Origin of the sequence: Endobacter medicaginis, from assembly GCF_014192375.1 — a bacterium.
Classification (GTDB): domain Bacteria; phylum Pseudomonadota; class Alphaproteobacteria; order Acetobacterales; family Acetobacteraceae; genus Endobacter; species Endobacter medicaginis.
The window spans coordinates 21,834-34,914 of the sequence record NZ_JACHXV010000017.1 but is presented as its reverse complement, the minus strand read 5'-3'; the positions used below and the strand labels follow the sequence as shown (position 1 = coordinate 34,914).

Genomic DNA, 13,081 nt, shown 5'->3' with positions numbered 1-13,081 from the left:
GCTCCGCGCTTCGGCCTCTTGCACCCGCCATCAACGATGGCTCAGATCAAGACAGGACTCTCGCTTCCGCTGGATGAAAAACGGGGGTCACGTCAATCGGCGGACCGAGCCTGATTATCGAACATTGCCAGCCCTCCTCGACACAACGATCGCCAATCGACCGTCTCTGAACCTGAGCCTCAGATGGAGGCTCGCAGATGATGTGTATTCGGGGAGGGTAGTCTTGCTGTTTCAGTTCAAGGAGGGAAACGGGTCACCCAACCGGGATCACCATACACCAGACCTGCGCTGACTTCTCAACCTACGCCAGCCGCCACTCCGGCGCCAAGAGAAATATTCGACCATCGACGCAGCAGAAGAACGCAAATCCCAAGATGGGATCGAAGGAGGGACGCAAACGCGTCCTGTCGATAAACTTCTGTTCTGAATAGATTTTTCTAATTTTCTTGGCGGAGGGGGTGGGATTCGAACCCACGGTACGCTTGCACGTACAACGGTTTTCGAGACCGTCCCAATCGACCACTCTGGCACCCCTCCAGGTCCGGTGGTGGGCGGGCTTATAAGTAAGCGTCGGACGGTTGGCAAGCCGGGTCGGGCGATGGGCGGGACGGGATTTTGTTGACAGGTGGGGGGCTGAGGGGGTAATCGCGCCCCTCGCACCGGAGGTCTCCGGTGCGTTGCTGTGCGCATGGCTCAGGCCGGGCGCTCAGCCCACGATAAGAAGCGACTGGGTGCGGGGCAATGGCCCGTGCCAATGAGATCGGAAAGCAGAGACAACACAGATGAAGTTCGCAGTCATCCGCACAGGCGGCAAGCAGTACCGGGTCACGCCGGATCTGGTGGTCAAGGTCGAGAAGCTCGATGCCGAGCCGGGCAGCACCGTCACCTTCGATCAGGTCCTCGCCGTCGGCGGTGAAGGCACCGCCACCATCGGCGCGCCGCTGGTGGCCGGGGCTTCGGTCACCGCGACCGTGATCGCCCAGGACCGCCTTGAGAAGATCATCATCTTCAAGAAGCGCCGCCGGCAGAACAGCCGCCGCAAGAACGGTCATCGCCAGCACGTCACCGTGCTGCGCATCGCCGACATCATCGCCGCCTGAGCTGAGGAGAACACCCCCATGGCACACAAGAAAGCAGGCGGTTCGTCGCGCAACGGTCGCGATACCGCAGGACGCCGCCTCGGCGTGAAGAAGTTCGGTGGCGAGAGCGTCGTCGCCGGCAACATCATCATCCGTCAGCGCGGCACCAAGATGAAGCCGGGCCGCAATGTCGGCCTCGGCCGCGACCACACCATCTTCGCCCTGGTCGACGGCCAGGTGAAGTTCGAGACCCGCGCCGAAGGCCGCGTGCAGGTCTCCGTCGAGGCGCTGCCGGCCGCCGCCGAATAAGGCGGACCGGCTCCTCTTCTCGGGACAGGATCGGGGCCGGCCCTTCGGGTGCCGGCCCTTTTTCGTCCCGGCTTCCTCTGCTGTGGACCGCGTGTTGCGATGAAATTCCTCGATCAGGCCAAGATCTACGTCAAATCCGGCGATGGCGGGGATGGCGTGACCGCGTTCCGGCGCGAGAAATACATCGAGTTCGGCGGACCCGATGGCGGCAATGGCGGGCGCGGCGGCGATGTCTGGTTCGAGGCGGTCGCCAACCTCAACACGCTGATCGATTTCCGCTACACGCAGCATTTCCGCGCCCGCAAGGGTGGCAACGGCGCGGGCTCAGACCGTACCGGCGCGGCGGCACCACCGGTGGTGATCAAGGTGCCGGTCGGCACGCAGATCTTCGATGACGACCGCGAGACCCTGCTCGCCGATCTCGACACGCCGGGCAAGAAGATCCTGCTGTGCCGCGGCGGCGACGGGGGGTTCGGCAACGCCAACTACAAGAGCTCCACCAACCGTGCGCCGCGCCGCGCCGATCCCGGCTGGCCGGGCGAGGAGCGCTGGGTCTGGCTGAGGCTGAAGCTGATCGCCGATGCGGGCCTGGTGGGGCTGCCGAATGCCGGCAAGTCTACTTTCCTCGCCGCCGCCTCGGCGGCGCGTCCGAAGATTGCCGACTATCCGTTCACCACCCTGCACCCGCAGCTCGGCGTGGTGCGGCTGTCGGCGGCGGAGGAATTCGTCATCGCCGACATCCCTGGGCTGATCGAGGGCGCGCATGAAGGAGCCGGTCTCGGCGACCGGTTCCTCGGCCATGTCGAGCGCTGCGCGGTGCTGCTGCATCTGATCGACGGAGCGGCCGGCGATGTGGTCGCGGCCTGGCGCACCATCCGCCATGAGCTCGAATCCTATGATGGCGGGCTGGCGGCCAAACCCGAGATCATCGGGCTGAACAAGTGCGACGCGATGACGCCGCAGCAGATCTCGGCGCGTCGGCGCGCACTGGAGAAGGCGTCGGGCGCGGAGGTGCTGGTGCTGTCGGGGGTGAGCGGCAAGGGCGTGCCGGAGGTGCTGCGACGGTTGCAGAATGTGGTCACCGAGACCCGCGCAGCCGAGACGGAACGCGCGTGAGCCCTCCCCGCCCGGATCTGACCACGGCGCGGCGGCTGGTGGTCAAGATCGGCAGCGCGCTGCTGGTCGACCCGGAGGCCGCCGACCTGCGCGCCGGCTGGCTGGACAGCGTCGTGGCCGATATCGCCTGGCTGCGGCAGCGCGGCTGCGAGGTGCTGGTGGTCTCGTCCGGCGCGATCTCGCTGGCGCGGCACCGCCTCGCCCTGCCGGCGCGGCGGTTGCGGCTGGAGGAGAAACAGGCCGCGGCCGCGGTCGGGCAGATCCGGCTGGCCCAGGCCTGGAGCGATGCGCTGGCCCGGCACGGTCTGGTCGCCGCCCAGGTGCTGCTCACCCTGGGCGATACCGAGGACCGCCGCCGCTATCTCAACGCGCGGGCGACGCTGTCGACGCTGCTGTCGCTGGGCTGCGTGCCGGTGATCAACGAGAACGACACCGTCGCCACGCTGGAGATCCGCTTCGGCGACAATGACCGCCTCGCCGCCCGCGTCGCCGAGATGGTGGAGGCCGACCAGCTCGTGCTGCTGTCGGACATCGACGGGCTGTATACCGCCGACCCACGGCTCGACCCGGGCGCAACCCATCTCGACCTCATCGCGTCGCTGACCCCGGAGATCGAGGCGATGGGCGGCGCACCGCCGCCGGGACATTCCTCGGGCGGCATGCGCACCAAGCTCGCCGCCGCACGCATCGCCACCGGCGCGGGCTGCGCGATGGCGATCGGGCTGGGTGCGGGGGACCATCCGCTGCGCCGGCTGGCCGAGGGCGCGCGCTGCTCGTGGTTCCTCGCCGCCTCGGACGGGCGCAGCGCACGCAAGCGCTGGATCGCCGGCGCTCTGGCGCCGGTGGGGCGTGTGGTGATCGATGCCGGTGCGGAGCGTGCGCTCCTGGCCGGCGGCTCGCTGCTGCCGGCCGGCATTCGTGCGGTGGAGGGAATGTTCGAGCGCGGCGATCCGGTCGCGGTGGTCGGACCCGGCGGCCAGGATATCGGGCGCGGACTGTCGGCCTATCCCGCCGCCGATCTGGTCCGCATCGCCGGGCGCCGCTCGGCCGAGATCGAGCAGGTGCTGGGCTGGCGCGGCCGCGATGAGGCGATCCATCGTGACGACCTGGTGCTGACCGCCGTCACGGCCGGCTGAGCGATTGTCGCGATGAGCAAGGCTGCGATCTTCGACCGGCGTGCGGTGCGTCTGCACCGCGACCGCGCCGCTTCCCTTGTGGCGCATGTCGCCCCGATCCTCGACGCCGTGGCCGAGCGCCTGCTCGACCGGCTGGACGACACCACGCACCGCTTCGCCCGCGCGCTCGACATCGGCGGCCGCGGCGTGGTGGCCCCCAGGCTCGCCGCGCGCGGCATCGAGACCATCAGCTGCGATCTTTCGGCCGCGATGCTGGTCGGCGCGCCCGGCCTGCGCGTCGCCGCCGACGAGGAGTGCCTACCCTTCGCCGCCGGCAGTTTCGATCTGGTGGTGGCCAGCCTGTCGCTGCACTGGGTCAACGACCTGCCGGGCACCTTCGCGCAAATCCGCCACATCCTGCGCCCCGACGGGCTGTTCCTCGCCGCACTGCCGGTGCTGCCGACGGCGGCGCCGCTGCGCGAGGCGCTGATCGCCGCGGAAAGCGATCTCTCCGGCGGCGCGGCGCCGCGCATCTCGCCCTATCCGCGCCTGCATGATGCCGCCGCGCTGATGCAGCGGGCCGGGTTCGCGCTGCCGGTGGTCGATACCGATCGCCTCGCCCTCGCCTGGCGCCGGCCCGACAGCCTGCTGCGCGACCTCCGCCGCGCCGGCGAGACCAACGCCCTGCGCCTGCGGGAGCAGCGACCGCTCGATCCGGGCGCCTTTGCCGCCGCCTTCGCGTCGCTGCTCGGGGAGGATGCCACCATGCCGCTCGACCTGCATCTGGCGATGCTCACCGGCTGGGCGCCCGCGCCCGGCCAGCCGAAACCCCTCGCCCCCGGCGCGTTCGATACCCCGCTGGGCGCCGCCCTTGGAGACACGACAGAATGATCCGACACCTCGCGCTGGCCTGCGCGCTTGCCTGTCTCGCCGGCTGTGCGTCGCAGCCGGCCCCCGCTCCTGTCCCGGCCACGGCCACCGGAGGCGACATCCCCGCCGCGCCGGCCGACCCCTCGGTGATGACCCCGCACGGCTACTGAACGCCAGGCGGCGTCAGCCGCCGGTGAGGCTCATGTGGCGGCTCAGCGTGGGCGGCAGCGCCGGGCCGATGGCGAAATCGTGCCGCCAGGGCTTGCGGTCGAGCGCGTCGTCGACCAGGGCGCGCAGGCCGGCGTCATCGGCGCCCGAGCGCAGGGCGGCGCGCAGGTCGGTGCCCTCCTCGTGGCCCAGGCACAGATAGAGACGGCCGGTGCAGCTGATGCGCACGCGATTGCAGCTCGCGCAGAAATTATGGCTCATCGGGGTGATCAGCCCGAGACGCCGCCCTGTCTCGGCGATGCGCAGATAGCGCGCCGGACCGCCGCCGCAGGCGCCGCCATCCTCGCTCAGCGTCCAGCTTCGCTCGAGCCGGGCGCGCAGTTCGCCGAGCGGCAGGTAGTGCGCGGAACGGTCCTCGCCGGTCTCGCCGAGCGGCATGGTCTCGATCAGACAGAGATCGGCGCCGATACCGCCGCACCAGCCGATCAGGGTGTCGATCTCGTCATCGTTGATGCCGCGCAGGGCGACGGTATTGATCCGTACCGCAAGCCCCGCCGCGCGCGCCGCCGAGATGCCATCGAGCGTGCGATGCAGGCTGCCGCGACGGGTAATGGCGGCGAAACGGGCCCCATCGAGGCTGTCGAGGCTGACATTGACCCGCCTTACGCCGCTCGCGGCCAGGGGTTCGGCGAATTCGGCGAGGCGGGAGCCGTTGGTCGTCAGCGTCAGCTCGTCGAGCCCGTCGCCGATGCGTCGGCCGAGGCGCTCGAACAGGCCGAGGATGTCGCGACGGACCAGCGGCTCGCCCCCGGTGATGCGCAGCCGCCGCACGCCGCCGGCGATGAACACCTCGCCGAGACGCGCGAGCTCCTCGAGATCGAGCACCTCGTCGCGCGGCAGGAAGCGCATCGTCTCCGACATGCAGTAGGTGCAGCGCATGTCGCAACGATCGGTCACCGACAGTCGCAGATAGGTGATGCGGCGGCCGAATCCGTCGATCAGCGGCGCGGTCAACCGACGATCTCCAATTCGATGCCGGACGTGTCGATCAGCACCTTGCCGCGCTCGTCAAAATTGACCGTGACCCGATCGCCGACCGCAGACTGCACCTGCCCCAGCCCCCATCCCGGCTCGTCAGGATGCCGCACCAGCATGCCCGGCTCATAGAGCGGCCGCAGAAAGCGAGCGGAACCGTCGGTACCGGTCAAATCCATGTCTCGAGACTGTGCATCGGGCTCGTTTACCAAATCTTTGCCAATGGCTGTCAGTTTTTCGGCTGTTCAGGCGGTTGTCGGGGGTGAACGGCATGATCTCGTGGGCGGAACGCGACATCGTGCTGGACGATCCCGAACTGCTGGCCGATTTCATCGCGCAGGCGAGCGAACTGCTGCCGCACCTCACGCCGCACGCCATCGAGCGGCTCGCCATCGCGCCTGCGCCCTCGCCGATCGCCCTGTCGCTGCACGCCCTGCGCGGCACCGCCGGATTCTTCGGGCTCCAGGGACTGTGCGACGCGGCATCGACGCTGGAGAGGCGTCTGGGCGACGCAGACGCATCACCCGCGGTGCTGGCCATCGAGGCGGCTCGACTGGCCATGCGGATCGAGCTCCTGCGCGTCAGGATCATCAGCCTGCCACAGCCGGCCCGGGCATCCCGAACCGCCCGGTTCGGCGACCTCGTCCCCGGTCTCCAGCGTGTGCTCGGTGATTGCGCGGCACTGCTCGGGCGCCGGATCCGCCTGAGCGTCGAGGGGCATGCGACGAGGCTGGCGCCGGCCTGGCTCGCCCCGCTGCGCGACGCGCTCGTGCAGTTGCTGCGCAATGCCGCCGATCACGGCATCGAGCCGCCCGGGGAACGGCGCGCGCTGGGCAAGCCCGAGACCGGGCAACTGGTCCTGAGAGCGACGCACGCGGGCGATATGCTGTTCATCGCCCTGGAGGATGACGGGCGTGGTGTCGTCGCGGACCGTGCACCCCACCCCAGCCCGGTCTCCGGCCTGGGGCTGGGTCTGGACATCGTGCGCCACGCGCTTGCGCCGTTGGACGGCGAGGTCGAGCTGCACTCATCGCCCGGGCGAGGTACGCGGGCGATGCTGCGCATTCCACACGCGCGCCTCGCCCGTGCGGATGACTGTCCTGAGGTGTCCTCGTCCTGCCTGCAGACGCAGGACCCGTTCAGTGGCCGGCGTTCTCGCCGGAGAAATCCGGCGCCTCCAGCCCGCTCTTCTCGAGCTGCGACACCAGCGCCGCCTTGAGCCGCTCCAGGCCCTCCTCGGACGTCGCCTCGGCACGTGCCACCAGCACCGCCTGGGTGTTGGACGCGCGCAGCAGCCACCAGCCATCCTCGGTCTTGACCCGCACGCCGTCGATATCGGCGACCGCCGCGCCCTCCTCCTTGAGACGGGCGGCAACCTCGTCGATCACCTGGAACTTGCGGGTGTCCTCGCAGTCGAAACGGAGCTCGGGGGTGCTGACGGTGGCCGGCAGGGCGTCGCGCACGGCGGAGAGCTTCTCACTCGATCGCGCGACGATGCCGAGCAGGCGCACGGCGGCATACAGCGCGTCATCGAACCCGTACCACTTGTCGGCGAAGAACACATGGCCCGACATCTCGCCGGCGAGCGGCGAGCCGGTCTCGGCCATCTTCGACTTGATGAGCGAATGGCCGGTGCGCCACATCAGCGGCGTGCCGCCGGCACGCTCGACCTCGTCGAACAGCACCTGGGAGGCCTTCACGTCGGCGATGATGGTGCCCTTTGGGTGCGATTTGAGCACGTCGCGGGCCAGCACGACCAGGAGCTGGTCGCCCCAGAAGATCTGGCCCTTGTCGTCGACCACGCCGATCCGGTCGGCATCGCCATCGAAGGCGATGCCGAGATCGGCCCCCTGCTTCGCCACCTCGGCGATGATCTGCTCGAGGTTCTTGGCCACCGTCGGATCGGGGTGATGGGCCGGGAAGGTGCCGTCGATCTGCTGGTTGAGGATGATGTGCTCACCCGGCAGCGAGGAGGTCAGTCGCGGCAGCACGTCGCCGGCCGCACCGTTGCCGTTGTCCCAGACCACCTTGAGGATGCGGTCGCCGCCATCCCAGTCGGCCATCAGGCGGGCGACGTAATCGGCGGTGATGTCGATCGATTCCGAGCTTCCCTCGGCTTCGGGGACCACCTGGCCGCTGGCCGAACGCTCGCCGAGCTGCTTGATCTGCTCGCCGAAGAACGGCTTGCGCATCAGCATCATCTTGAAGCCGTTGTAATTGGCCGGGTTGTGGCTGCCGGTGACCATGACCGCGCCATCGGTCTGCTTCACGGTCGAGGCGTAGTACAGCATCGGCGTCGGGCAGCGGCCGACGCGCAGCACATGCATGCCGCTGGCCACCAGCCCCTCGACCAGGGCGGCTTCCAGCTCCGGCGACGAGACGCGCCCGTCATAGCCCACCGCGACGGTCCTGCCGCCCTTGTCGGCGACGATCGACCCGAAGGTGCGCCCGATCGCGAAGGCGTCCTTGGCATCCAGGGTCTGCCCGACGATGCCGCGGATGTCATACTCGCGCAGGCTCGTCGGGTTGAAGGCGTGGCTGAAGGACATCTTTAGAGCGCTCCGATATACTTCTTGAGGAAGGTACGCACGGCCGGGCCGAGATCGGGGCGCTGGAGCGCGAAGGCGACCTGGGCCTCGAGGAAGCCGACCTTGTCGCCGCAGTCGAAGCGTTCCCCTTCATAGCGCAGGCCGTGGAACGGCACCTGGCCGATCATCTTGGCCATCGCGTCGGTGAGCTGCACCTCGCCGCCGGCGCCGCGTTCGAGCTTCGCCAGGTGCGGCATCACGTCGCCGGTCAGCACATAGCGCCCGATGATCGACAGGTTCGACGGCGCGTCCTCCGGCTTCGGCTTCTCGACCAGGCCCTTGACCTCGACCAGGCGGCCGTCATCGGCGCCGACATCGAGGATACCGTAGCGGTTGGTCTGGTCACGCGGCACTTCCGTGACGGCGACGACGTTGCCGCCCGTCTCGGCATGGGCGTCGGCGAGCTGCTTGAGGCAGGACACCTTCGACAGGATCACGTCGTCGGGCAGCAGGATGGCGAACGGATCGTCGCCGATGAAGGAGCGTGCGCACCAGATCGCATGGCCGAGCCCCATCGGCTCCTGCTGACGCACCGAGACGATCGAGCCGGGCTCCATCATCGTCGGCTCGAGTGCTGCCAGCGCGTCCTTCTTGTCGCGCTCGCGCAAGGTGGCCTCCAGCTCGAAGGCACGGTCGAAATACTCGACCAGCGCGGTCTTGCCGCGGCCGGTGATGAGGCAGAACTGCTCGATCCCTGCCTCGCGGGCCTCGTCGATCGCGTACTGGATCAGCGGACGGTCGACGACCGGCAGCATTTCCTTGGCCATCGCCTTGGTCGCCGGCAGGAAGCGCGTCCCGAGGCCGGCGACCGGCAGAACGGCCTTGCGCAATGGTTTGGTCACGATGGAGTCCTTCGTCAGCAGGCGGAATGGGCAGGATCAGGGTGCAGCGACGGGCACAGGGGAGGTCTGATTCGTGTCAGTGGCGATATGATGGCGATTTTTCCCGTCCTGACCAGCCGGTCCGTTTTTCTGCGCCTGCAACGCCGCGTAGGCACTGAGGTTCACGATGCCGCGAGCCGTCACACTGCCCGACAGCGTATGCACCGGCAGCGCCGCGCCGAGCGTGATCGGCCCGACCTGGAGCCCGTCGGCGGCGGCGCGCAGAAGGGTCAGGCCGATATTGGCCGCATCCAGCGTCGGCATGATGAGCAGGTTGGCGGTGCCGCGAATCGGGCTGGAGGTGATCAGCCGCTCTCGGGCCGTCTCGCTCAACGCGGCATCGGCCGGCATCTCGCCATCGACGACCAGGTCGGGGGCGCGCTCGCGCAGCAGCGCCAGCGCCTCGCGCATCTTGCGGGCATTGGGCGCATTCGACGAGCCGAACGACGAGTGCGACAGCAGGGCCGCGCGCGGCGTGATGCCGAAGCGCCGTACCGCCTCGGCGGCGAGAATGGTCATCTCGGCGACCTGGGACGCGGTCGGATCGATGTTGAAATGCGTGTCGCAGAAGAACAGAACACCGTTGTTCTGGATCAGCGCGGTGAGCGCATAGAGCCGCTCGACGTCGTCGCGCTTGGGGATGATCGGCAGCACGTAGTGATTGTGGCGCCACCAGTCGCCGGTCCCGCCGACCAGGGCGGCATCCACCTTTCCCGCCGCCAGCAGCATCGCGGCGGCGACCGAGGGCCGGGTAGTGAGCTGGCGGTGCGCCATCGCCGGCGGCGTGCCGCGACGGTCGACCAGCCGCGCATAGGCTGGCCGCAGCGCCTCGAACTCGGGGTCGTGGGCGTTCGGATCGACCACCTCGACATCCTCGCCGACCCGCAGGCGCAGGCCGAGGGCGGCGATCTTGAGCTCGATCACCGGCCGCCGCCCGACCAGGACCGGGACGGCCAGGGCATCATCGACGATGGTCTGCACCGCGCGCAGCACGCGCTCGTCCTCGCCCTCGGCATAGGCGATGCGCTTGCGCTGCTTGCGCGCGCCATGGAACACCGAGCGCATCACGTTGCCCGAGCGGAAGACGAACTTCTCCAGGTCGCGCTTGTAGGCCTCGAGATCGGCGATCGGACGGGTCGCGACGCCGGTCTGCATGGCCGCGCGGGCCACGGCCGGGGCGACCTGAAGGATCAGGCGCGGATCGAACGGCTTGGGGATGATGTAGTCGGGTCCGAACATCGGCGCGGTGCCGCCATAGGCGCGCGCGACCTCCTCGCTGACCTCGAAGCGGGCCAGATCGGCGATCGCCTCGACGGCGGCGCGCTTCATCTCCTCGTTGATGGTGGTCGCGCCCACATCGAGCGCGCCACGGAAGATGAACGGGAAGCACAGGACGTTGTTGACCTGGTTCGGGTAGTCCGAACGCCCCGTCGCCACGATCGCGTCCGGCCGGGTGGCGACCACCTTCTCGGGCAGGATCTCCGGCTCGGGATTGGCCAGCGCCATGATCACCGGGTCGGGCGCGAGCCGGTCGAGCCACTCCTCGCGCAGCACGCCCGGCGCGGAGAGGCCGAGGAATACATCGGCACCGTGCAGCACGTCGCCGAGGGTGCGCGCATCGGTCTGCCGCGCATAGCGGGCCATGCGGGCGGGCATGTCGGGCTCGCGGCCCTCGTAGACCACGCCCTTGATGTCGGTGAGCGTGACCGCGTCCTCGCGCAGGCCGAGACTGACGAGGAGGTCCACGCAGGCCATCGCCGCGGCACCCGCGCCCGAGGTCACCAGCTTGATGTCCTCGAGCCGCTTGCCGCGCAGCTTGAGCGCGTTGGTGACGGCCGCCGCGCAGACGATCGCGGTGCCGTGCTGGTCGTCATGGAAAACGGGGATGTTCATCCGCGCCCGCAGCGTCTCCTCGATGCGGAAACATTCCGGCGCCTTGATGTCCTCGAGATTGATCGCGCCGAAGGTGGGCTCCAGGGCCGCGACCACGTCGATGAAGCGGTCGGGGTCCTGGGCGTCGACCTCGATGTCGAACACGTCGATCCCGGCGAATTTCTTGAACAGGACCGCCTTGCCCTCCATCACCGGCTTGCCGGCGAGCGGGCCGATATTGCCCAGGCCCAGCACCGCGGTGCCGTTGGAGATGACCGCGACGAGATTGCCGCGGGCGGTGTATTCGCGCGCCGAGGCCGGGTTGGCGACGATCGCCTCGCAGGCGGCGGCCACACCCGGAGAATAGGCGAGCGCCAGATCGCGCTGCGTCGCCATGCGCTTGGTCGGCTCGACGGTGAGTTTCCCCGGCTGCGGCAGCCGGTGATAGTCGAGCGCGGCCCTGCGGAAATCCTCGTCCATGTCGTCTGCCTGCTCTGCCCCGTGCCAAGATCGTTCCGATGATCGCGCACTGAGCACACGGACGGGCTATCGGCAATGCCGGCGGCCGAATTTACAGCGATTGGGCGGATCGCGCCGCGGAAGGAAAACCGGAGGCCATCGAGGTCATGGCCGAAGGAAATGGTGCGGTCGAGAAGACTCGAACTTCCACGGGGTTGCCCCCACAAGCACCTCAAGCTTGCGCGTCTACCGTTCCGCCACGACCGCACCGTGACCACCGGGCCGCCCCTGGAAGGGGCGACGCCGATCGGGTGAGGCGCTATAACCGAAGCCCGCGCGGCGTTCAATCACCTGGGGACAGAAACTTTGCACGACGGCATCTCCGATCCGTCCGGCCAGCTGGTCTGGGCGAGAAGCGAGGGCCTGACCGCCTACGATTCGGCGCTGGAGGCCATGCGCGAGCGTGTGAGCGCGATCCGCGACGGCACGCAGGGCGAGCGCGTGTGGCTGGTCGAGCACCCGCCGACCTTCACCGCCGGCACCTCGGCGCGCGCGGCCGACCTCTTCAACCCGCAGGGCTTCGCCACCTTCGAGGCCGGCCGCGGCGGCCAGTGGACGTATCATGGCCCGGGCCAGCGCGTGGCCTATGTGATGCTCGACCTCACCCGGCCGCACGGCGCCGTCCCCGCCCGCGACGTGCGCGCCTATGTCGACGGGCTGGAGCGCTGGATGATCGCCGCCCTCGCCCACTTCGGCGTCACCGGGCTGATCCGGCCGGGCCGGGTCGGCGTTTGGGTGGTCGACCCGCGCACCGGTGCGGAGGCCAAGATCGGTGCCATCGGCGTTCGCATCACCCGCTGGGTGAGCTGGCACGGCATCTCGCTCAACGTGGCCCCCGAACTGTCGCATTTCGGCGGCATCGTGCCCTGCGGCATCACCGAATTCGGCGTCACCTCCCTTGCAGCGCTCGGGGTGCAGGCGGATATGGCGGCAGTGGACGACGCCCTGCAGGCGAGTTGGGCGCAGATCTTCAGTTGAGGGTGATGGGGCGATGTTCGAGACCGCGACGATCGAGACCACCGACAAGATCGCCTTCCACGCCGAACTGGCGGAGCAGTTCGCAGCCCTCGTGCAGGGCGAGCGCGATCCGATCGCCAACGCCGCCAACCTCTCGGCGCTGGTCTTCGCGCAGGTGCCGGGGTTGAACTGGGCGGGGTTCTATTTCCTGCGCACGCCCGATGAGCTGGTGCTGGGTCCGTTCCAGGGCCGGGTCGCCTGCGTGCGCATCGCAGTGGGGCGCGGCGTGTGTGGCACCGCGGTCGCCGAGGCGCGCAGCCAGCGCGTCGACGACGTGCACGCCTTTCCCGGCCACATCGCCTGCGACGCCGCCTCGCGCTCGGAGCTGGTGGTGCCACTGATGCGGGACGGGGCGGTGCTCGGCGTGCTCGATCTCGACAGCCCGGTCCCCGGCCGCTTCGATGCCGACGACCAGGCCGGGTTCGAGGCCCTTGCCCGGCTTTATGTGGAAGCGAGCGATCTGTAGCCGCGCCGAACCCGGCCGCTTTTGAAACGTTGCAGCACTGGCTCGA

At 69.0% G+C, this 13,081-nt stretch carries 14 protein-coding genes and 2 tRNA genes; 9 read left to right on the top strand and 7 right to left on the bottom strand.

The features are described 5' to 3' along the window. Nucleotides 1-447: 447 nt before the first annotated feature. Nucleotides 448-537: transfer RNA gene (locus FHR90_RS14560), tRNA-Ser, on the bottom strand. A 245-nt stretch (nucleotides 538-782) separates the two neighbouring features. Between FHR90_RS14560 and rplU the strand changes: the two genes are divergently transcribed. From rplU to FHR90_RS14530, 6 genes are all read left to right on the top strand, one after another. After that, nucleotides 783-1,100 carry a 50S ribosomal protein L21 gene (rplU, locus tag FHR90_RS14555; protein WP_176625726.1) on the top strand — a complete coding sequence of 106 codons (318 nt, stop codon included), beginning with the start codon at nucleotides 783-785 and terminating at the stop codon, nucleotides 1,098-1,100. A gap of 18 nt (nucleotides 1,101-1,118) precedes the next feature. Then, complete coding sequence (gene rpmA / locus FHR90_RS14550; RefSeq protein WP_176625724.1) at nucleotides 1,119-1,388, top strand: 50S ribosomal protein L27; 270 nt, start codon at nucleotides 1,119-1,121, stop codon at nucleotides 1,386-1,388. A 99-nt stretch (nucleotides 1,389-1,487) separates the two neighbouring features. Then, complete coding sequence (obgE, locus tag FHR90_RS14545; RefSeq protein ID WP_176625722.1) at nucleotides 1,488-2,504, top strand: GTPase ObgE; 1,017 nt, start codon at nucleotides 1,488-1,490, stop codon at nucleotides 2,502-2,504. Then, nucleotides 2,501-3,640: a glutamate 5-kinase gene (gene proB / locus FHR90_RS14540; RefSeq protein ID WP_183275462.1), complete on the top strand. Its 1,140-nt coding sequence runs from the start codon at nucleotides 2,501-2,503 to the stop codon at nucleotides 3,638-3,640. Before obgE ends, proB begins: the two co-directional genes overlap by 4 nt. A gap of 12 nt (nucleotides 3,641-3,652) precedes the next feature. Beyond that, a complete protein-coding gene (locus FHR90_RS14535; protein ID WP_183275461.1) occupies nucleotides 3,653-4,510 on the top strand; it encodes a methyltransferase domain-containing protein in 858 nt (285 codons plus the stop codon). Further along, a complete protein-coding gene (locus FHR90_RS14530) occupies nucleotides 4,507-4,659 on the top strand; it encodes a hypothetical protein (RefSeq protein ID WP_183275460.1) in 153 nt (50 codons plus the stop codon). The genes FHR90_RS14535 and FHR90_RS14530 overlap by 4 nt, the downstream gene beginning before the upstream one ends. A 13-nt stretch (nucleotides 4,660-4,672) precedes the next feature. Here FHR90_RS14530 and moaA read toward each other — a convergent pair whose 3' ends face one another. Further along, entirely contained in the window at nucleotides 4,673-5,671 is a 999-nt protein-coding gene (moaA, locus tag FHR90_RS14525) for a GTP 3',8-cyclase MoaA (RefSeq protein WP_183275459.1), read from the bottom strand. Continuing rightward, nucleotides 5,668-5,811 carry a DUF3553 domain-containing protein gene (locus tag FHR90_RS14520; RefSeq protein WP_246330297.1) on the bottom strand — a complete coding sequence of 48 codons (144 nt, stop codon included), beginning with the start codon at nucleotides 5,809-5,811 and terminating at the stop codon, nucleotides 5,668-5,670. The genes moaA and FHR90_RS14520 overlap by 4 nt, the downstream gene beginning before the upstream one ends. Before the next feature lie 152 nt (nucleotides 5,812-5,963). Here FHR90_RS14520 and FHR90_RS14515 point away from each other — a divergent pair, with 152 nt between their 5' ends. Then, a complete protein-coding gene (locus tag FHR90_RS14515; protein ID WP_176622755.1) occupies nucleotides 5,964-6,911 on the top strand; it encodes an ATP-binding protein in 948 nt (315 codons plus the stop codon). Here FHR90_RS14515 and pgmG read toward each other — a convergent pair. From pgmG to FHR90_RS14495, 4 genes are all read right to left on the bottom strand, one after another. After that, entirely contained in the window at nucleotides 6,832-8,241 is a 1,410-nt protein-coding gene (gene pgmG, locus FHR90_RS14510; protein WP_176622753.1) for a phosphoglucomutase/phosphomannomutase PgmG, read from the bottom strand. The two genes, FHR90_RS14515 and pgmG, sit on opposite strands and share 80 nt — an antisense overlap. A gap of 2 nt (nucleotides 8,242-8,243) precedes the next feature. Further along, on the bottom strand, nucleotides 8,244-9,122 hold the full coding sequence (gene galU, locus FHR90_RS14505; RefSeq protein ID WP_176622751.1) for a UTP--glucose-1-phosphate uridylyltransferase GalU: 879 nt from the start codon (nucleotides 9,120-9,122) through the stop codon (nucleotides 8,244-8,246). 36 nt (nucleotides 9,123-9,158) lie between these two features. After that, nucleotides 9,159-11,513: an NADP-dependent malic enzyme gene (locus FHR90_RS14500; protein ID WP_176622749.1), complete on the bottom strand. Its 2,355-nt coding sequence runs from the start codon at nucleotides 11,511-11,513 to the stop codon at nucleotides 9,159-9,161. Nucleotides 11,514-11,673: 160 nt separating this feature from the next. Further along, nucleotides 11,674-11,759 (bottom strand) — tRNA-Leu (locus tag FHR90_RS14495). 99 nt (nucleotides 11,760-11,858) lie between these two features. Here FHR90_RS14495 and lipB point away from each other — a divergent pair. Both lipB and FHR90_RS14485 read left to right on the top strand, forming a co-directional pair. Continuing rightward, nucleotides 11,859-12,530: a lipoyl(octanoyl) transferase LipB gene (gene lipB, locus FHR90_RS14490; RefSeq protein ID WP_176622747.1), complete on the top strand. Its 672-nt coding sequence runs from the start codon at nucleotides 11,859-11,861 to the stop codon at nucleotides 12,528-12,530. A 13-nt stretch (nucleotides 12,531-12,543) separates the two neighbouring features. Further along, a complete protein-coding gene (locus FHR90_RS14485) occupies nucleotides 12,544-13,035 on the top strand; it encodes a GAF domain-containing protein (protein ID WP_176622745.1) in 492 nt (163 codons plus the stop codon). The last annotated feature ends 46 nt before the right edge of the window (nucleotides 13,036-13,081 follow it).

What these genes read in the sequence shown, in the direction of transcription:
- FHR90_RS14535 (WP_183275461.1), top strand. Translation starts at nt 3,653, where the DNA reads ATGAGCAAGGCTGCGATCTTCGACCGGCGTGCGGTGCGTCTGCACCGC.
- obgE (WP_176625722.1), top strand. Translation starts at nt 1,488, where the DNA reads ATGAAATTCCTCGATCAGGCCAAGATCTACGTCAAATCCGGCGATGGC.
- FHR90_RS14530 (WP_183275460.1), top strand. Translation starts at nt 4,507, where the DNA reads ATGATCCGACACCTCGCGCTGGCCTGCGCGCTTGCCTGTCTCGCCGGC.
- FHR90_RS14515 (WP_176622755.1), top strand. Translation starts at nt 5,964, where the DNA reads ATGATCTCGTGGGCGGAACGCGACATCGTGCTGGACGATCCCGAACTG.
- rplU (WP_176625726.1), top strand. Translation starts at nt 783, where the DNA reads ATGAAGTTCGCAGTCATCCGCACAGGCGGCAAGCAGTACCGGGTCACG.
- FHR90_RS14520 (WP_246330297.1), bottom strand. Translation starts at nt 5,811, where the DNA reads ATGCTGGTGCGGCATCCTGACGAGCCGGGATGGGGGCTGGGGCAGGTG.
- rpmA (WP_176625724.1), top strand. Translation starts at nt 1,119, where the DNA reads ATGGCACACAAGAAAGCAGGCGGTTCGTCGCGCAACGGTCGCGATACC.
- pgmG (WP_176622753.1), bottom strand. Translation starts at nt 8,241, where the DNA reads ATGTCCTTCAGCCACGCCTTCAACCCGACGAGCCTGCGCGAGTATGAC.
- FHR90_RS14500 (WP_176622749.1), bottom strand. Translation starts at nt 11,513, where the DNA reads ATGGACGAGGATTTCCGCAGGGCCGCGCTCGACTATCACCGGCTGCCG.
- FHR90_RS14485 (WP_176622745.1), top strand. Translation starts at nt 12,544, where the DNA reads ATGTTCGAGACCGCGACGATCGAGACCACCGACAAGATCGCCTTCCAC.